The sequence below is a fragment of the Cupriavidus sp. USMAA2-4 genome, from assembly GCF_001854305.1.
GTDB lineage: Bacteria > Pseudomonadota > Gammaproteobacteria > Burkholderiales > Burkholderiaceae > Cupriavidus > Cupriavidus malaysiensis.
Genome location: NZ_CP017748.1, coordinates 1,446,391 through 1,465,033 on the forward strand (window position 1 = coordinate 1,446,391; position 18,643 = coordinate 1,465,033).

Genomic DNA, 18,643 nt, shown 5'->3' on the forward strand with positions numbered 1-18,643 from the left:
CCCTTTCTTCCGCCCCAACCTCAGGCCGTCACCTCGATGAGCCCGTGCATGTCCTCGTGGCCGCTGCCGCAGAACACATCGCACAGGAAGGTGTAGCTGCCCGCCTTGGGCACCATCGCCGGCAGGCGCACGGTACGGCCCGGCACCAGGTCGGCGCGGATGCCCAGCTCGGGCACGGAGAAGCCCATGAAGGTGTCCTGCACGGTCAGCTCGAACACCACCGGCTCGCCCGCGCGCAGGGCAATGCGATCGGGCGTGAAGACGAAGCGGCGGGCATTCACCGCGATCACGCGCGGCGCTGCCGCCGCGCCCCGCACCAGCAGCGGCGTACCAGCCAGCGCCAGCGCCCCGGCCAGCGCACGGCCCACCCAGCGGCGTCGCTGCGGCGACGCGATCTTCGCAGCATCAGGCATGATGATTCCCCTCTCGTCCGTTCCTCGCGTCCATTCCTCACGCCCGCTCCGGCGCCGCCGCCAGGATCGGCTTTTCCACCAGCGCCACGTCGGCCGCGTCCGGCCCCAGGCTGACGCTGCGCCAGCCCAGCCCGCGGTAGGGCTGCGCCGGATCCCACGGCACCGGCTGGCGCTGCGGCTGCGAGCCCGCCACCGGCAGCGGGAACATCAGCGAGCGCGCCGCATGGTGGGCGATATGCCCGGTCATGTGGTGGTGCTCCTGGTGGATGTGGCCGTAGAAGACCGTCACGTTCGCGTGCGGCATCAGGCGCTCGACGACCTGGGCACCGTCGCGCGTGGCCCAGTCCCATTGCGGATAGAGGTCGAACAGCGGCCGGTGCGTGAACAGCACGATGCGCGCATCGCGCGGCTGGCGGGCCAGGTCCTGCGACAGCCAGTCGAGCTGCTCCTGCCCGACCCGGCCGGCCGGGTCCGACACATTGTCCAGCACGATGAAGTGCACGCCCTTGTGATCGAAGACGTAGTGCGTGGGGCCGAACAGTTCGCGGAAGGCCGCGCCGCCATCCAGCCCGGCGTCGTGCTCGCCCGGCATCAGGTGCAGCGTGTGCGACGCCGCCAGCGGTGCGACCACGCCCTGGAACTCGCGCATGCGGCGGCGCCGCTCGTCCGGATCGTCCACGCTGTGGGTCAGGTCGCCGGTGAAGATGATGAAGTCGGGCTTGGCCGGCAGCGCCTGCACCGCCGCCACGGCCTTGGGCAAGGTGCCGCGCGCATCGGGATTGGCCGGCCCCTGGAAGCCCCAGTGCGCATCCGACAACTGCACGAAGTAGAAATCCTCGTCGCGCGCCGCCGCCCAGCCGGGCAGGGCCGACGCAAACACGGCGCCGCCGGCGGCGCCTGCCAGGCGCAGGAAGTCGCGCCGGTTCCACTGATGGTTCATGGTGACTCCTTCGCAAGAAAAAGGTGCTACACCTGTTGTACCGGCGCGCGCGCCGGCTTATTCCCGCAACGTGCTCCGGCGGCATGCCGCCGCCGCGCCGCGCCGCGCCGACCCGCACGCAGGCAGGCTGGCTGGCTGGCCGCGTGCCGCCGGGAATAAAGCGGCACGCGGCGCGGTATACCTTGGAAACCCGCCGGCGGACCCGGCCCCGCGCGCCACCGGCACGCGGCCCGGGCCGGCGCGGCAAACCCCAAAGGAGGCATGTGGACGCTGCCGAACAGCGCCGTCGCTTCGAGGCCATCGTGCTGCCGCACCTGGACGCCGCCTACAACCTGGCGCGCTGGCTGTGCGGCGGCGGCACGGAGGCCGAGGATGTGCTGCAAGAGGCCATGCTGCGCGCCTACCGCTACTTCGACGCTTTCCACGGCGAGCAGGCGCGCCCGTGGCTGCTCGCCATCGTGCGCAACACCTGCGCCAGCACCTGGGAGCGGCGCGACCCGGCCCAGGCGGGCGACGGCTACGACGAGAACCGCGACGGCGGCGAAGCCCTGCCCGGCTGGCAGGAACCCGCGCTGGCCGGACCGGAACAGTGGCTGCTGCGCGCCGAAGACGTGCGGCTGGTGCGCGAGGCGCTGGCACGCCTGCCGGTGCCCTTCCGCGAAGTCATCGTGCTGCGTGAACTGGAGGACCTGCCCTACCGCGACATCGCCCGCATCGCCGACGTGCCGATCGGCACGGTGATGTCGCGCCTGGCGCGCGCGCGCCGCCTGCTGGCGGACACCGTCACCGCACTGCGCACCGGGACACGGCCCGCGACGCGCCCGGCGGAGGCGGTGCGGGAGATCGACGCCGGCCTCGCCGGCAAGGAGACTGGCCATGGAATGCCGTGACGCGCGCGCCCTGCTGCAAGCCGGGGCCGACGACGAACTGGGCGCGGCCGAGTCGCTCCGGCTGGAACAGCACCTGGACGGCTGCCCCGGCTGCCGCGCCGAGCTGCAAGCCCTGCGCGCGCTGCGCGCCGCGGTGCGCGAGGGCGCGCCCTACTATCGCGCCGACGCCGCGCTGCGCGCGCGGCTGCTGGCGGCCCTGCCGGGCGGCGTGGCGGTGCCGCAAGCCGTGCCAGCCGCCACGGCCGCGGTGCATACCACCGCGCATGCCACCACGCACGGCGCCACCGAAAACGCCACCCATGACGCCACCCATGACGCCACCCATGGCATCCCGGAACGGGGCAGCGGCGTGCCGGCCGAGCATGCCCGGTCGGCACCGGCACCCGCGCGGCAGCCGGCGCGCGCCCGGCCCCGCTGGCTGCACTGGCTGCGCTGGTTCGACTGGCCGCCGGCGGCCAATGCCGCGATGGCCGCACTGACCGTCGCCACGCTGTCGCTCGGGCTGGTGCGCTATGCACAGTTGGGCCCCCAGGCCGACAGCCTCGCCAACGCCCTGGTCGACAGCCACGTGCGCGCCCTGCTGTCCGGCCGCAGCTACGACGTGGCCTCGTCCGACCGCCATACGGTCAAGCCCTGGTTCAACGGCCGCCTCGACTATGCGCCACCGGTCTACGACCTCGCCACGCACGGCTTCCCGCTGGTGGGCGGCCGCCTCGACCACGTGGCCGGACGCACCGTCGCGGTACTGGTCTACCGGCGCAACCTGCACCCGATCGACGTCTTCGTGCTGCCGGCGGACGCCGCCCGGCAGGCCGGCGCCATGCCGGTGCTGCGCGACGGCTACGTGCTGGAAAGCTGGCGCGCCGGCGACATGCGCCTGTGGGCCGTCAGCGATGCCGGCGCGCCGGAGCTGCGCGGACTGCGCGAGGCGTGGCTGCAGGCTTACGAGGCCGACATGGCGGCGTCCGGCGACACCCCGCGCTGACGCGTCCGCCTCGCACCGGCACTCAGGCCGGCGCCTCCGCAAAGCGGACACAGTTGCGCCCGGCGCTCTTGGCCTCATACAGCGCCGCATCGGCGGCCTGGATGAGCTGCTCGGGAGGATCCGAGGCGCCCACCGCGCGGGTGGCGCATCCCACGCTGACGGTCACGTGGCCGATCCCGGCGGGCACCTCCAGGCGCAGCCGCGCCACCGCCTGCCGCGCGCGCTCGGCGACCGCGAGCGCCGCCTGCTCGTCGGTGGCGGGCAGCACCAGCGCGAACTCCTCGCCGCCGTAGCGGGCAACGAAGTCCGGCCCGCGCCGCACGACCGAGGCCAGCGCATGCGCCACCGCGGCCAGGCACTGGTCGCCCTTCCAGTGCCCGTAGGTATCGTTGTAGCGCTTGAAGTCGTCCACATCGATCATCAGCAGGGAGAGCTGCTGCCCGCCATGCGCGGACCGCTCCAGCTCGCGGCGATACTCGACATCGAAGTAGCTGCGGTTGTACACGCCGGTCAGGGCATCATGCATCGAAGCCTGGAGCAAGGAAGCGTGGGCCGCGAACAGGCGGCCATAGAGCGCGGTGACCTCCCAGACCAGCGCGCAGACCAGCACGCCCGGCGCGAGCATGCTGAACAGGCGCGCCAGGTACCAGCCGAGCGTGAAGCGGGCCGGGCTCAGCAGGTTCAGGGTGGTATCGGTAAAGCACGCCAGCACGGCGATCGCCAGCCACAGATCCAGCACGGCGCGCAGGCGCCCGCCCAGGATAACGATCGTGACCGCCAGCGCGTTGAGCAGCCAGACCACGGTGGCGGTGCGGTAGGCGATCACGCCCACCACATGGTCCGGCAGCCCGAAGTCCGGCGCCTCCCGGGTATGCACGGCCAGCAGCCCGAGCAGCGCGGCGGCCAGCACCGGACCGCCGACCAGGACCAGCTTCCACCATCCGGCCTGCCGCGCGGCGAACAGTCTCGCCTGCAGCCGGTCGCGCGCCAGCACCGCCACGATGACGAAGAACGGGAAGCCGCCATGCCAGTACACCCACATCCAGGCCGCGCTATGCGGATTGGCGCCGAACAGGCCGGCCGGGGTGAACACGCCGGGGAACATCAGCAGTTGCAGGGCGACCGCCAGCGCGGTGAAGGCGTAGGCACCGCTGAGCGCGCCGAGCATCGGCTGCCGGGTGGCATGGAACTGCGCTCCCAGCAGGTAGGCCGCGATGCCCGCGGTGGTGAACACGGTCAGCGCGCACATCGGCATGAACGGCACGACCGCCGGCAACGGCAAGCTCGCGCGCGGCGACGCCGCCACCAGCGCGAGCAGGATCAGCAACGCGGCGGCGCCGGCGAGCAGAAGCTGCACGCGCGACGCGCGCTGTATCAGCAGGCCATCCATCGCAGTCGCCCCACTTCGCCTCCCCCCGCGCCCGGGTGTCGTACCTCCGCTTCGAACCCGCCGTCATGCGGGCACGCCTGGCCGGCCGCCGCAGCCTTGCTCGCGAGGTGTCTCCACAGCAAGCGATGCCGGATGCGGGCGGCCTGTATGCCGGCCCCAGCCGGCACATAGTCAATCTTGGCGCGGGTTTCCCGCGCGGCCACCCTACTTTAGTTGGGTGTCCGGCGCAAACCCTATCGCGCTGGACGAAGCCGGCAGGATGCGCGAACACCAATCGCCAAGCACGAGGTCTTGGCTCCCTCTCCCCGCACGGGGAGAGGGTGGGGGTGAGGGGTGGTTTAGCAAGGTGCCACGCATGACGAAGCCGTCGGTGTGGTCCGGCACGCGAGCGCAGAGACGAAGCCGACGGTGTGATCCAAGCCGCTGCGGTCAGCCAGCGCCTGCCCTCACCCCCAGCCCCTCTCCCGCAAGCGGGAGAGGGGAGCGAACCGAAGCCGATGGCCTACTCCAGACCGCCACGGCCAGCTGGCGCCTGCCCCCCTTCAAGCCAGCACGAACGGCAGTTGCCGCTGCCGCTTGCCGGTGAGCCGGTACAGCGCGTTGGCCATGGCCGGCGCGATGGCCGGCACGCCGGGCTCGCCCAGGCCGGAGGGGTTGTCCTGCGAGGGCACGAAGAACACGTCGACCACCGGTGCGTCGGTGATGCGCGGCGGCGGGTAGTCGGGGAAATTGCTGTTCTTCACCACGCCGTTCTCGATCTCGATGGCAAAGCCGGGCTTGGTCATGGCCAGGCCGAACACGCAGGCGCCCTGGATCTGGGCCTCGGCGCTCATCGGGTTGACCACGCGGTTGGCATGCACGCCGGCCGTGACGCGGTGCACGCGCGGTTCGCCCTTGTCCAGCGAAACCTCGGCCACATAGGCCACCACCGAGCCGAACGACTCGTGTACCGCCACGCCCCACGCCTGGCCCTTGGGCAGCTTGCGCTTGCCGTAGCCGGACTTCTGCACGGCGAGCTGCAGCGCCGCGCGCTGGCGCGCGTGCTTGGCCTCGTCGTAGTGCGCGAGGCGGTAGGCCACCGGGTCCTGGCCGGCCGCCTCGGCCAGTTCGTCCACCAGCGTTTCCTTGACGTAGGCGGTATGCGTATTGCCCACCGAGCGCCACCACAGCACCGGCACATCCACCTGCGGATGGTGCACGGAGAGCTGCAGCGGCAGGCCGTACTCGTTCTCGACCAGCCCTTCGGTCATGGTCGAGTCGACGCCCCCCTTGACCATGAAGGCCTCGAAGGGCGTGCCCTTGAGGATCGACTGCCCGACGATCACGTGGCGCCAGCCCAGCACCTTGCCCTGGGCGTCCAGGCCGATGCGCGCCTTGTGCACATGCAGCGGCCGGTAGTAGCCGCCATGGATGTCGTCCTCGCGGCTCCACATCACCTTGATCGGCTCGGCATGTCCGTTGGCGATCCATGCGCGCATCACCTGCGCGGCCTCGACCAGGTAGTCGGAGGTCGGCACCGCGCGGCGGCCGAAGCCGCCGCCGGCCATCATGGTGTTGAGCGTGACCCCGGCGGGCGCCAGCCCGAACACGCGCGCCACCGCGGCCTGGTCCACGGTCTGGAACTGCGAGCCGACCCAGACCTTGAGCGCGGTGGCCTTCTTGCCGGCCACCTCGGCCTGCAGCGTGCAGTTGAGCGGCTCCATCGGGGCGTGCGCCAGGTAGGGGAAGCGGTACTCGGCCTCGATGGTGCGGGCCGCGCTGCCCATCGCGCCCAGGTCCGCTTCGCGCGCCACCGTGCCGGGCTGGTCGGCGAGCTTGCCGTATTCATCGAACAGGGCCTTGCTGGAGACCTTGGAGCCGCTGTCCTCCCAGTCAATCTGCAGCGCGTCGCGCGCCTGGCGCGCCTGCCAGTAGCCGTCGGCCACCACCGCCACGCCGGTGCCGCCGCGGTCCACCGGCACCAGCAGCACATCGCGCACGCCCGGCATGGCGCGCGCCTTGTCGGCGTTGAAGGTCTTGACCTTGCCGCCGAAGCGCGGCGGCCGCGCCACCATCGCCACGCGCAGGTTGTCGAGATGGGTGTCGATGCCGAACAGCGTCGCGCCGCTCAGCTTGCCGCGCGCGTCCAGGCGCGGCACCGGCTTGCCCACCAGGCGGAAGCGCGCGGGATCCTTGAGCGTCACCTGCTGCGGCACCGGCAGCGCCATCGCCGCCTGCGCCAGTTCGCCGAAGGTGGCGCGGTGGCTGCCGGCGCTGACCACGCCCAGCTCGACCTTGCAGGCGGACGGATCCACCTGCCACTGCTTGGCCGCCGCGGCCACCAGCATGGCGCGGGCGCGCGCGCCCAGTTCGCGGTACTGCTGGAAGGAATGGTTCAGCGCGGTCGAGCCACCCGTCATCTGCATGCCGAACATCGGGTCCTTGTACGGGTCGCCGGCCGGCGCCAGCACGGCGCGCACGTTGCGCCAGTCGGCATCGAGTTCCTCGGCCAGCGCCATCGGCAGCGCGGTGTGCACGCCCTGGCCGAATTCCAGCCGGTTGACGGCCACGGTGACGGTGTTGTCCGGCGCGATGGTAAGGAAAGCCTGCGGCGGTGCCGGCGGGGCCTTGGGGGCACCGCCTGCCTGCGCCGTGGCCAGGGCCGGCGCCACGCCCAGGGCGAGGCCGCCGCCGGCAAGGCCGGTCAGCTTGAGGAAGCCACGGCGGTTCAGGGTGGCGGTGCCGGCCTCGCCGGCGGGACGGTTGCCGCCCGCCAGCGCTTCGAGTTCGCGGATGCGCATGTCTCCCTCCCCTCAGCCCAGCGTCCGGGCCGCGTCCTTGATGGCGGCACGGATGCGTTGATAGGTACCGCAGCGGCACACATTGCCGGCCATGGCCTGGTCGATGTCGGCATCGGTCGGATGCCGCTTGCTGCGCAGCAGGCTCACCGCGCTCATCACCTGCCCGTTCTGGCAGTAGCCGCACTGGGCCACATCGTGCTTGACCCAGGCGTCGAGCACCGCGCGCCCGACCTTGTCGCCGCCGACTTCCTCGATGGTGGTGATGCGCGCGCCGGCCACCGCCGACACCGGCGTCACGCAGCTGCGCGTGGCCTGGCCGTTGATATGCACGGTGCAGGCGCCGCAGGACGCGATGCCGCAGCCGAACTTGGTGCCGGTCAGGTGCAGGTTCTCGCGCAGCGCCCACAGCAGCGGCGTGGCGGGGTCCACGTTCAGCTCCTGCGGCTTGCCGTTGATCTCTAGGGTGGTCATGGGGACACTCCTTGGTGATGTGCAGGGTGCCGGCCGCTGGCATGGCGGCCGGTCTTGTTATCGAATCCAGCCCGGTCGATGGCTGCCGGGCACTGCCGCGCGCATGGCCGGCCCGTGCCTGGCAAAGCCTTCCGAGGATAGTGCAAATTCCCTCGTGACGTGCGCCAGCGTTCTCCTGCCCCCGCGCGGCCCCGCAGGCCGGGCCGCGGCCGCCTTGCCGGCACTACATTGGTGCGCGCGGGGACCTCCCGGGTGGCGGCGCCGGCACCGCCCATAGCGCAAAACCGCCGCGAGCGCCAGCCCTGAAAGCGGCCGGCCAACCCCACCAAATCTGGGCTATCCCGCCTCCCCCATATGGCTACACTTGCCGGCTAGCCTAAATACTGTTCAGATACGAAGCACCGGCACTGGCTGATGCCGCAAATGGAGCGCTGCGCCGCGATGCCGAACATTGAAGTTGCTCATCTTGCGCTTGACGCCGCGCGGGTTCAGGCGCCCACGACTGCTCACGCAGCGCCCGCGCGCGATCTCGGCCAGCAGGGCCTCGCGCCAGGCAGGCAAACGCTCAGGGGGAAACGGCCGCAGCTTGCGGCATCTTGCGCTTGATCACGCGCACGGCGTGCATGAAGCTCAGGCGATCCGGATCGAGTTCGCGCGCCCAGGCCGCCTGCGCCATCAACTGGCGAATCGCAAAGTGCGCCAGCAGCAGCCCCCACAGCTCCTGCTGCACCAGCTCGGGCGTCTTGCTGCGCAGCACCGTGCTGTTGGCGCGCAAATGCGTCTTGAACTCATCGAACACCCCCTCGATCTCCCAGCGCTCGTGGTACAGCGCGGCCAGCTCCAGGGCCGGCGCCGCATCGGGGTCCAGGAGGTTGGTCAGCAGCCGGTAGCTGCCCTGCGCCGGCGTGGCCGAGCCCTCGAGCGCGTAGTCGATCACACGCACCGTTTGCCCTGCGCGCCGCGCGCGGTCGTCGCTGTCGAACACGCGGCTCAGGTACGAGCCATCGGGCAACATCTGCTCTACCGGCAGCTTGAGGTTGGATTTGACCCGCCAGGCCAGCTTGGCGCCCGTAGCGCAGGCGGTCTGCCAGAGCTTGAAGCCGTAGAAGTTGCGGTCGGCCAGCACCAGCATCTCGGGCGTGAGCTTGGCGGGCAGCAACTGGGCGGCCATGACCTGCTCGCTGTGGCCGTAGGGTGCGATGCCGGCTGCCACCACCGCGTGCGTGCCGCATTCCACCAGGCCCAGAACGCGCGCCTGCGGGAAGGCGCTTTGGCCGCGCGAGGCGCCCGGGTAGCCGAAGAACTTGGCGTTGGCCGCCTCGTCGGCCACGTCCATGCAGCTGCCGTCCAGGGCCATCACGCGCAATCCCCGGTACCACGCCCCTGGCGCCCCCGGCGCGGCCAGCGGGCGCAGCACCCGATCGGCCAATTGGCGCATGACCTCGGGGCCCAGCCGGCTGCGCGCCTGCGAGATCGCGGACTTGCTGGCCTGCACCGCCTCAGTGTGGCCGCCGCCGAGCCATTGCAGGCCTTCGCACACCACGCGCAGCACTTCCTCCAGCGGCGCTTCGCGCCACAGCGCCAGCGCCATCACGTAATACACCACTGCCGGCGCGGGCAGCAGCCGCTCCCGCTGGCTGGCCTTGCCGGTCTCGGCCAACACTTCTTCGATCAACGTCCGTGGACACACGCTGGCCAGCACCCCGGCGCTGATCAAATGCGCAACGTCAACTCTCGACGGCAGCGTCTTGCGTGTTCTGGCCATCACCCTCATCCATTGAAGCTTCGATGGATGAGGATTATGGCTTTAAAAATACTATCTGAACAGTATTGCGGCTAGCCTCAGGGGAATTGCGCGCGCCGCCGGCCTCGGGGCGCCGGCGGCGCGACCCCGGCCCGCCGGCAAGCCAGAAGGTTTCCCAGCTCCCGCTCTACCAGACCAGGCAAGACTCGAATGCAGCCCGACCCGGCTTACCGCCAGCCCTCCACTGCCCAGCATCCACGCCTGGCGATGCTGTTGACCGCCATCGGCACGCTAGCCTTCGGCGCGGGCAGCATCGCGGTCTCGCGGAACCCCGGCGAGCCAGCCACGATCTGGCTGGCCAGCGCCTTCGCGCTCGGGCTCCTGCTGCGCCGGCCCCGCGCCGAAACACGCGGCCTGCTGGCGTCCGTGCTGGCGGGCATCCTGCTCGCCAACTGGCTGATGGGCGACAGCTTCGGCGCCGCCCTGCTGCTGGCCGGCGCCAACACCGCCGAGATCGGCCTGTCGGCCTGGCTGGCGCGCCAGCTGCTGGCCAGCACGCGCCAGGCCAGCACCGGCCCGCTGGCCGGCTTCGCCATCGTGATGGGCACGGGCAGCACGATCGGGCCGGCGGTGGGCGCCACGCTCGGCGCAGCCGTGATCAGCACCGTCTACCAGGGCCTCTACACCTCGGCGTGGTGGACCTGGTGGACATCCGACGCGCTGGGCGCGGTGCTGCTGCTGCCGCTGATGGCCACGCTGACCCGCGAGCGCATCCTGACCACGCTGGCGCCGCGCCGGCGCTGGCGCCTGGCAGGCCTGTCCCTGCTGTGCCTGGCCACCAGCTGCGCCACCGTCTGGCTCGGCCACGAGCACTTCATCGTGCTATCGATGCCGCTGCTGCTGACGGCGCTCGGCTCCAACCCGCTCGTCACGGCGCTGCTGGCGCTGCTCTCGGTCACCGTCACCGTGCTGCTGGACCTGTACTCCGCCCATGCCGGCTGGCACGCCGCGCCGACCGCGCTGCTGCAATCCGGGCAGATCTCGGCGGCGCTGATCGTGATCTTCCCGATCTGCATCGCCTTCGTGGTGGAGCAGAACCGCCACGACCGCAATGAACTGCGCGGCAGCGAGCAGCGCTTCCGCCAGGCCATGGAGCACTCGGCGATCGGCATGGCGCTGGTGAGCCTGGACGGCCGCTGGCATACCGTCAACCGCGCCATCTGCGAGCTGTTCGGCTACTCCGCGGACGAGATGGCCGAGCTGCCCTTCCAGACCATCACCCACCCGGACGACCTCGCCTCCGACCTGCGCCAGCTGGAGCAGCTGCTGACCGGCGAGATCGAGTCCTACCGCATGGAAAAGCGCTACCTGCGCAAGAACGGCGAGTATGTGTGGGCGCTGCTGGCGGTCTCCCTGATGCACGACGAGGCCAGCGGCGAGCCGCTGCATTTCATCGCCCAGGTGGAGAGCATCCACGAGCGCAAGACCGCGCAGGAGGCGCTCGAACGCCTGTCGCGCCGCACCCAGCTCGCCGTCGAGGCCGGTGGGGTGGGCATCTGGGAGTGGGACTTCGTCACCTCCACCATCACCTGGGACGCGCGCATGCACGCGCTGCACGGCCTGCCCGCGCGCGAGGCCGACGGCAGCGGCGTGCTGGCGCTGGAGCAATGGATCGCCATGCTGCATCCGGACGACCTGCAGCGCGCCAGCGACGAGATGCGCCATGCCATCAAGGGCACGCGCCCCTTCGACACCGAATACCGGATCCGCCTGCCCGGCGGCGAGGTGCGCCACATCCGCGCCATGGCCATGGTGTCGCGCCAGCAGGACGGCCGCGCCAGCGCCATGGTCGGCACCAACTGGGACATCACCGAGCAGCGCCATCTCACCGAAGCGCTGTTCGAGGAAAAGGAACGCCTGCACATCACGCTGCGCTCGATCGGCGACGCGGTGATCTGCACGGACGCGCAGATGGGCGTCACCTTCATGAACCCCATCGCCGAGCAGCTCACCGGCTGGACCCTGCCCGCCGCCATGGGGCAGCCGCTGGAGCAGATCTTCCGCGTGGTCGACGAGAACAGCGGCGACGTCATCCCCAATCCCGTGGCCACCTGCCTGCAGACGCTGCGCCCGGTCTACCTGCAGGACGGCGCCGTGCTGCTGGGCCTGAACGGCGACCGCCACGACGTGCAGGACTCGGCCGCGCCGGTGCTGACCGCCGCCGGCGAGGTGCTGGGCGCGGTGCTGGTGTTCCAGGACATCACGCAGGCACGCGCGCTGCAGCGCGAACTGGCGCACTCGGCCACGCACGACGCGCTGACCGGGCTGCCCAACCGCAACTGGTTCGAGAAGCGCCTGCGCGAAGCCTGCGACGCGGCGCGCCAGCAGCTGCAGCGCCATGCGCTGTGCTTCATCGACCTGGACCGCTTCAAGATCGTCAACGACACCGCCGGCCACGCCGCCGGCGACGTGCTGCTGCGCGAGCTCAGCCACGTGATCCGCCACCACGTGCGCACCGACGACGTGCTGGCCCGGCTCGGCGGCGACGAATTCGGGCTGCTGCTGCACAACTGCACCGTCGAACATGCCGAGGCCGTGTGCCAGAAGGTGATCGACGCCATCCGCGGCCAGCGCTTCCCGTGGGAGGGGCGGGTCTACGACCTGGGCGCCAGCATCGGCATCACCGCCATCGACGCCGAGGCGCCGCCCGTGGGCGAGCTGATGAGCCGCGCCGACGTGGCCTGCTATGCCGCCAAGGCGGCCGGCCGCAACCGCGTCTCGGTCTACCGCAGCGACGAGAGCGACGCCCAGCGCCACCACCAGGAACTGCAGGTGGCGGCCGGCATCCACTCGGCGCTGGAGGCGAACCGTTTCCGCCTGTTCGCGCAGGAGATCCGGCCGCTGCAGGTGGCCTGCGCCGACGCCCACCACATCGAGATCCTGGTGCGCATGATCGACGAAGGCGGCCAGCTGGTGATGCCGGGCGCCTTCATCCCGGCGGCCGAGCGCTACGACCTGATGGGCCACGTCGACCGCTGGGTGATCCGTCACGTGCTGCGCAGCTATGGCGCGCGCCTGCTCGCCGTGCCCGGGCTGACGGTCGGCATCAACCTGTCGGCCAACTCGCTGGGCGAGCCGTTCCTGCTGCCCTTCCTGCACGCCGAACTGCACGACTCGGTGCTGCCCGCCAGCCGCATCCAGCTGGAGATCACCGAGACCGCGCTGATCAACAACATGGCGGCGGCCAACCGGCTGGTGTCCGAGATGCGGCGCGCCGGCTGCACGGTGGCGCTGGACGACTTCGGTACCGGCCTGTCCTCCTTCGCCTACCTGAAGCAGTTCCCGGTCGACTGCCTGAAGATCGACGGCAGCTTCATCCGCCACCTGGCCAGCAACGCGGTGGACCGCGAGATCGTCAGTTCCATCAACGATATCGGCCACCGCCTCGGCGTCAGCACGGTAGCCGAATCGGTGGAGGACGAGCAGACGCTGCACGTGCTGCGCACCATCGGCGTCGACTTCGCGCAGGGCTATGTGATCGGACGGCCCATGCCGCTCGACCTGTTCCTCGACAGCCGCACCGCGCGCGCCTCGCAGGACAGCTGAGGTCCCGGCGGGGCGGCATTGCGGGGCATCACTGCGCGGCGTCACCCCGCCGGCATCACTCCGCGGAAGCCGGCGCGGCCCGCCGCGCGGCGCCCACCTTGCCCAGCAGGGCGCGCGCCGCCGGCTCGTAATAGCGCGCCAGCCACCAGGACAGGAGCACGATGCCCGCCAGCATGGCCACGCCCAGCGCCATGCCGGCGCGCCCGATCAGCGATGGCGCGAACTTGAGCAGCGCGCCGTAGAACAGCTGGTAGGTCGGCTTGTGGATGGCATACAGCACATAGCTGATGCTGCCCAGCTTGACGAACAGCCAGGCCAGGCCGGCATGCGACGGGTTGTAGCGCGCGCCGAACCACACCACCAGCGGAAACACCACCACCACCATCACCGACTCGTAGATCAGGCCGGTATGGGAAGCGTAGAGCGCCGCCCCCGTCACCACCGCCAGCAGCACGCCGACCAGGTTGGAGCTGGACATGCGGCGGTCGGCGGCCAGGAAGATGTTCACGCCGACCAGGAAAGACGCGGCCGTGCGCAGGAAGCCCGGCAGGAAGTCGCCCCAGCCGAAGCCGAAGTCGAAGCCGCCGCTGCCCAGCACGAAGGGCGCCAGCAGAAGATAGAGGAACGGCGGCAGGCACAGCACCAGCAGGCGGAAGCGCAACAGCGGAATCAGCAGGAAGAAGGCGATGTTGACCAGGAACTCGTGGAACACCGACCACATCGGCGGGTTGAAGGGGAAGATCAGGTTGTCCACGCCGCAGCCGAAGGCCGGCAGCATCAGCAGGTTCGGCAGCACGGCACAGCCGAAGGCGCGCCCCGACCACGACACGGACATGCCGGCGCCGCCGAAGGCCAGGGCCGCCACGGCCACCGCGACGCCCAGCAGGATGCCGACCAGGAAGATGGGGTAGAGGCGGTTGACGCGGGCCCGCACGAAGGTGCCGAGGCTCATCCCCTCCTCGATCTTCTTCAAGTAGGCGAAGGCAATGACGAAGCCGCTCAGCTGAAAGAAGAAATCGACGGCGAGGTGGGCATTCGGCACCGTCACGCCATCGAAGACCCGCGGCATGTGCGTCACCGCCACGCCCAGGGCGGCAATCCCGCGCAGCGCGTCCAGCGTGACAAAGGCGTGCTTCGAACTCATGTCCGGCCCCCATCCCTGCGCCCCGCGGCCGGGCGCCAGCCCCTCCGACCCGTGTCGGGTCCGTATCCGACCGGCCGGATGGCTTCATTCTAGGAGCCGGGCCACGGCGATTGGTATGCGCCAGAAGACGGAGAGGCAGGCTTAGTCTCCGCCCATCCCCGCCCGGCCCGGACCATCCCGGACCATCCCGGACCATCCCGGACCATCCCGGACCATCCCGGACCATCCCGGACCATCCCGGTCCATGCGGCTCCTCCCCCCGTCCAGCATCCGGCACCTCGCCCGGCGCCGCCGCGACGCACATGCCGCCACCGCCACCCATCGCCCGGCCACGCATTCGGTAATCCGAACGGCCATCCGGCGCCAACACACGGAAAACCGAACAAAGCGCCCGCATCACATTTTTTTCCGCAGCAAAATCAACATCTTAGGCATGCATGCGCGCGCATGCAGCGCTGGCACGGCTCGTGCGATAGAAGGCGCCACCAAGCATGGCGGACGCCGAGGCCCCCCCAGGCCCCGGCCGCACCCAACAACAGAGGAAAAGAGGAGGACAAGTGACCCATCCCGCATCGCGCCCCACGCGCCGTGCGCCCGTCGACGCACGGCGGCTGCCGCAGCGCTGACGCTCCTGGCCGAACGAGCCAGCGCGTCGCCAGACCGGACACCGGTCCCGCGCCAGCCAGCCGGCCCCCTTGCAATACAGCCGCCCGTCGCCCCGCGCCGGGCGCATCGTTCCGATCCACGATGAAACTGAATCGACTGCCCACCCTGATTTTCATTGCAATGCTGCTAGGCGTGCTGGCCGGCACCGCCGCGCACAACATGGCGCCGGACGCCGCCACCGCCAAGTCCATCGCGGACCACCTGTCCATCCTGACCGACGTGTTCCTGCGCATGATCAAGATGATCATCGGGCCGCTGGTGTTCGCCACGCTGGTGGCGGGCATCGCCGGCATGGGTGACGGGCGCGCCGTCGGCCGCATCGGCATGAAGGCGATGGCGTGGTTCATCGGCGCCTCGATCACTTCGCTGCTGCTGGGCCTGGTGATGGCCAACCTGCTGACCCCGGGCCACGGCATGAACCTGGCGATCCCGGCGGCGGACGCCACCTCCAGCGTGAAGACGGCGTCGCTGAACCTGCGCGACTTCATCGCCCACATGTTCCCCAAGAGCTTCGTGGAAGCGATGGCCACCAACGAGATCCTGCAGATCGTGGTGTTCTCGCTGTTCTTCGGCTTCGCGCTGGGCACGGTCAAGGACGGCGCCGGCAAGCCGGTGCTGGCCGCCATCGAAGGCCTGGGCCAGGTGATGCTGAAGGTCACCAACTACGTGATGGCCTTCGCCCCGGTGGGCGTGTTCGGCGCCATCTCGGCCGTCATCACGGCCGAGGGCCTGGGCGTGCTGGGCGTGTACGCCAAGCTGCTGGGCAGCCTGTACCTGGCGCTGGCGCTGCTGTGGGTGGCGCTGATCACCGGCGGCTACTTCTTCCTGGGCCGCGACGTGTTCCGCCTGCTCAAGCTGATGCGCGCGCCGCTGATGATCGGCTTCGCCACCGCCAGCAGCGAGTCGGCCTACCCGAAGGTCATCGACGCGCTGACCCGCTTCGGCGTCAAGGAGCGCATCACCGGCTTCGTGCTGCCGCTGGGCTACTCGTTCAACCTGGACGGCTCGATCATGTACACCTCCTTCGCCGCGCTGTTCGTGGCCCAGGTGTACGGCATCCATCTGTCGCTGACCCAGCAGATCACCATGCTGCTGGTGCTGCTGGTCACCAGCAAGGGCATCGCCGGCGTGCCGCGCGCCTCGCTGGTGGTGGTGGCCGCCGTGCTGCCGATGTTCGGCCTGCCCGAGGCCGGCATCCTGCTGGTACTGGGCATCGACCACGTGCTGGACATGGGCCGTACCGTGACCAATGTCCTGGGCAATGCGATTGCAACCAGCGTCGTCGCCAAGAGCGAAGGCGCCATCGGCGCGCCGGTGCTGTCGGCAGAGGATGAACCCTCGGCCGACGCCGACCTGACACCCGTTCAGGTCCTGTCGGGCAAGTAAGCTTCCCGCAGCCGTGCCAGGGCCCGGCCGCCGACCAGGCGGGCGGGCCCTTATTCATTCCGCGGTGCGGGATGTGGTAAAACGGGGCACCGCGTCGCCGACGCCCGTGCCGGAGCCTGCGCTTCGCGCGCCTCGACCCGCCAGCGCCGCTGCGCCGATTCCACCCATCCCGAATCCAGCCCCGATTCCACCCACCCTCCCCCGCCAGCCCATGACCGGCCAGCCCTCCTCCTCCGGCCTCTCCGCAGGCGCCAGCGCCTCGACGGAACCCGTCCGCCGCCCGCGCCTGTTCGCGCCCGCGCTGGCGATGGTGGTGCTGGCGGCGCTGATCGGCGTGGCCAGCTGGCTGGGCTACCGCCTCAGCTACGACACCGCGCTGACGCGCCAGGCCGAGCGCGGCCAGGTGCAGATGCGCCTGTACACGCAGGCCCTGGCCAGCGAGCTGGCGCGCTACGACCACGTGCCCGGCCTGCTGTCGCTCGACGAGCGCATCGAGGCGCTGCTGGCCCACCCGCGCGACGCGGCACGGGTGGCGGCGGCCAACGCCTACCTGGTCGCGCTCAATGCGCGCGCCGGCACGCGCGTGGTCTATGTGCTGGATGCGCACGGCAATGTGCTCGCCGCCAGCAACTGGCAGCGCCCGGACAGCTACCTGGGCGAAGACCTCAGTTTCCGCCCCTACTTCCACGCCGCCATGGAGGGCCAGCTCGGCCGCTTCTACGGTGTCGGCACCACGCGCAGCGAATCGGGCTACTACCTGTCGGCGCCGATCGGCCCGCGCGACAGCCCGATCGGCGTGGCCGTGGTCAAGATCGGCCTGGAAGCGGTCGAGCAGCACTGGCAAGGCACCGGCATCCCCGACATGCAGATGCTGCTGGCCGACGAGAACGGCGTGGTCATCCTCGCCTCCGAGCCCTCGTGGCGGCTGCTGGCGCTCAAGCCGATGTCGGACGAGCAGCGCCAGCGCCTGATCCACAGCCTGCAGTACAACCGCGCCCCGCTGGCGCCGCTGGCGTTCCAGCCGGTGCGCAAGCTGCGCAACGGCGACACCCTGGTCAGCCTGCGCGGCGGCCCGCCGATGCTGGCCCAGAGCGCGGCGCTGCCCGGCACCGACTGGCACCTCGAACTGCTCTCCAACACCATGCAGGCGCGCGTGGCGGCGCTCAACACGGCCGCCCTCAGCGGCGTGGTGGCGGCCTTCGTGCTGCTGCTCGGCGCGGCCTGGAACGTGCGCCGCCGCATCATCGGCGAGCGCCTGGCCGCGCGTGCCGCGCTGGAGGCCGCCAACAGCGAGCTGGAACGCAAGGTGGCCGAGCGCACCGCCGACCTGTCGCAGGCCAATGCCCAGCTGCAGGCCGAGGTGGCGGAGCGCACCCGCACCGAGGCGGTGCTGCGCCAGACCCAGGACGGCCTGCTGCAGGCCGGCAAGCTGGCCACCGTGGGCCAGATGTCGACCGGCATCGCGCACGAGCTCAACCAGCCGCTGGCCGCGCTGCGCACGCTGTCCGGCAACACACAGAAATTCCTCGAGCGCGGCGACTACGAGACCGCGCGCACCAACCTGAGCACCATCATCGGCCTGGTCGAGCGCATGGGCCGCATCACCGGCGCGCTCAAGTCCTTCGCGCGCAAGCCCGGCAACGGCAGGCGCGGCGCGCGGCTGGACGAAGCCGTGGACAACGCGCTGTTCCTGCTCGATACGCGCGTGCAGGCGCTGCAGCCCGACATCGTGCGCGACATCGAGCCCGGCCTGGCGGTGGTCTGCGAGCCGAACCGGCTCGAACAGGTGCTGGTCAACCTGATCGGCAACGCGCTCGACGCCAGCGAAAGCCCCGGCGCCCAGGGCACGCCCCGGCTCGAGCTGCGCGCCACGGTGAGCGGCGGCAAGGCTCACCTGACCGTGCGCGACAGCGGCCCGGGCCTGTCCGAGGACGCCTTCGCGCGGCTGTTCGAGCCCTTCTTCACCACCAAGCCTGCCGGCCAGGGGCTTGGGCTCGGCCTGACGCTGTCGGCCGGCATCCTGAACGAGTACGGCGGCAGCCTGCGCGCCAGCAACCACCCCGACGGCGGGGCCTGCTTCACGCTGACGCTGCCGTTGGCCGAGCCGGAGGCCGAAGCGAATTCCGCCTGAATCCAGGCAGAATCCCGGTTTCCGGTTTGCAGTCGATCCCAGTTGAATCCGAGTGTCCGAGTTGAACCCGAGTAGCCCGAGTACCCTGAGTACCCCG

General features: G+C 70.7%; 12 protein-coding genes. 5 read left to right on the forward strand and 7 right to left on the reverse strand.

Annotation, left to right across the window (positions count from 1 at the left end):
- Nucleotides 1–20: 20 nt before the first annotated feature.
- Entirely contained in the window at nucleotides 21–413 is a 393-nt protein-coding gene (locus BKK79_RS06425; RefSeq protein ID WP_071011502.1) for a cupredoxin domain-containing protein, read from the reverse strand.
- 37 nt (nucleotides 414–450) lie between these two features.
- A complete protein-coding gene (locus BKK79_RS06430) occupies nucleotides 451–1,353 on the reverse strand; it encodes a metallophosphoesterase family protein (protein ID WP_071011500.1) in 903 nt (300 codons plus the stop codon).
- Nucleotides 1,354–1,616: 263 nt separating this feature from the next.
- On the opposite strand from BKK79_RS06430, the gene BKK79_RS06435 reads away from it, so the two are divergent.
- Complete coding sequence (locus BKK79_RS06435; protein ID WP_071037368.1) at nucleotides 1,617–2,243, forward strand: RNA polymerase sigma factor; 627 nt, start codon at nucleotides 1,617–1,619, stop codon at nucleotides 2,241–2,243.
- Nucleotides 2,230–3,228, forward strand: coding sequence for an anti-sigma factor family protein (locus BKK79_RS41485; protein ID WP_071037369.1), 999 nt, complete (start codon nucleotides 2,230–2,232; stop codon nucleotides 3,226–3,228). The genes BKK79_RS06435 and BKK79_RS41485 overlap by 14 nt, the downstream gene beginning before the upstream one ends.
- 22 nt (nucleotides 3,229–3,250) lie before the next feature.
- Here BKK79_RS41485 and BKK79_RS06445 read toward each other — a convergent pair whose 3' ends face one another.
- The 4 genes from BKK79_RS06445 to BKK79_RS06460 form a co-directional block, all read right to left on the reverse strand.
- On the reverse strand, nucleotides 3,251–4,618 hold the full coding sequence (locus tag BKK79_RS06445) for a sensor domain-containing diguanylate cyclase (RefSeq protein WP_071011496.1): 1,368 nt from the start codon (nucleotides 4,616–4,618) through the stop codon (nucleotides 3,251–3,253).
- A 542-nt stretch (nucleotides 4,619–5,160) separates the two neighbouring features.
- Nucleotides 5,161–7,398, reverse strand: coding sequence for a xanthine dehydrogenase family protein molybdopterin-binding subunit (locus tag BKK79_RS06450; protein WP_071011494.1), 2,238 nt, complete (start codon nucleotides 7,396–7,398; stop codon nucleotides 5,161–5,163).
- A 12-nt stretch (nucleotides 7,399–7,410) separates the two neighbouring features.
- The gene (locus tag BKK79_RS06455; RefSeq protein ID WP_071037370.1) at nucleotides 7,411–7,869 is read right to left on the reverse strand and encodes a (2Fe-2S)-binding protein; all 459 of its coding nucleotides are present in this window, start codon (nucleotides 7,867–7,869) and stop codon (nucleotides 7,411–7,413) included.
- 565 nt (nucleotides 7,870–8,434) lie between these two features.
- Nucleotides 8,435–9,643 (reverse strand): IS4-like element ISBvi1 family transposase, encoded by a 1,209-nt coding sequence (locus tag BKK79_RS06460; protein WP_011517431.1) that lies wholly within the window; start codon nucleotides 9,641–9,643, stop codon nucleotides 8,435–8,437.
- Nucleotides 9,644–9,823: 180 nt separating this feature from the next.
- Here BKK79_RS06460 and BKK79_RS06465 point away from each other — a divergent pair, with 180 nt between their 5' ends.
- Nucleotides 9,824–13,219 (forward strand): diguanylate cyclase, encoded by a 3,396-nt coding sequence (locus BKK79_RS06465; RefSeq protein ID WP_083383984.1) that lies wholly within the window; start codon nucleotides 9,824–9,826, stop codon nucleotides 13,217–13,219.
- A 55-nt stretch (nucleotides 13,220–13,274) separates the two neighbouring features.
- Here the strand turns inward: BKK79_RS06465 and BKK79_RS06470 are convergent, their stop codons facing one another.
- On the reverse strand, nucleotides 13,275–14,363 hold the full coding sequence (locus BKK79_RS06470) for an acyltransferase family protein (protein WP_071037371.1): 1,089 nt from the start codon (nucleotides 14,361–14,363) through the stop codon (nucleotides 13,275–13,277).
- A 747-nt stretch (nucleotides 14,364–15,110) separates the two neighbouring features.
- Here BKK79_RS06470 and BKK79_RS06475 point away from each other — a divergent pair.
- Both BKK79_RS06475 and BKK79_RS06480 read left to right on the forward strand, forming a co-directional pair.
- Nucleotides 15,111–16,415: a dicarboxylate/amino acid:cation symporter gene (locus tag BKK79_RS06475; RefSeq protein WP_071011488.1), complete on the forward strand. Its 1,305-nt coding sequence runs from the start codon at nucleotides 15,111–15,113 to the stop codon at nucleotides 16,413–16,415.
- Between the two features lie 211 nt (nucleotides 16,416–16,626).
- A complete protein-coding gene (locus tag BKK79_RS06480) occupies nucleotides 16,627–18,546 on the forward strand; it encodes a sensor histidine kinase (protein WP_071037372.1) in 1,920 nt (639 codons plus the stop codon).
- Nucleotides 18,547–18,643 lie beyond the last annotated feature (97 nt).

Excerpts from the sequence above, each read along its gene's own strand:
- BKK79_RS06425 (WP_071011502.1), bottom strand. The coding sequence starts at position 413 with ATGCCTGATGCTGCGAAGATCGCGTCGCCGCAGCGACGCCGCTGGGTG.
- BKK79_RS06430 (WP_071011500.1), bottom strand. The coding sequence starts at position 1,353 with ATGAACCATCAGTGGAACCGGCGCGACTTCCTGCGCCTGGCAGGCGCC.
- BKK79_RS41485 (WP_071037369.1), top strand. The coding sequence starts at position 2,230 with ATGGAATGCCGTGACGCGCGCGCCCTGCTGCAAGCCGGGGCCGACGAC.
- BKK79_RS06445 (WP_071011496.1), bottom strand. The coding sequence starts at position 4,618 with ATGGATGGCCTGCTGATACAGCGCGCGTCGCGCGTGCAGCTTCTGCTC.
- BKK79_RS06450 (WP_071011494.1), bottom strand. The coding sequence starts at position 7,398 with ATGCGCATCCGCGAACTCGAAGCGCTGGCGGGCGGCAACCGTCCCGCC.
- BKK79_RS06455 (WP_071037370.1), bottom strand. The coding sequence starts at position 7,869 with ATGACCACCCTAGAGATCAACGGCAAGCCGCAGGAGCTGAACGTGGAC.
- BKK79_RS06460 (WP_011517431.1), bottom strand. The coding sequence starts at position 9,643 with ATGAGGGTGATGGCCAGAACACGCAAGACGCTGCCGTCGAGAGTTGAC.
- BKK79_RS06465 (WP_083383984.1), top strand. The coding sequence starts at position 9,824 with ATGCAGCCCGACCCGGCTTACCGCCAGCCCTCCACTGCCCAGCATCCA.
- BKK79_RS06470 (WP_071037371.1), bottom strand. The coding sequence starts at position 14,363 with ATGAGTTCGAAGCACGCCTTTGTCACGCTGGACGCGCTGCGCGGGATT.
- BKK79_RS06475 (WP_071011488.1), top strand. The coding sequence starts at position 15,111 with ATGAAACTGAATCGACTGCCCACCCTGATTTTCATTGCAATGCTGCTA.
- BKK79_RS06480 (WP_071037372.1), top strand. The coding sequence starts at position 16,627 with ATGACCGGCCAGCCCTCCTCCTCCGGCCTCTCCGCAGGCGCCAGCGCC.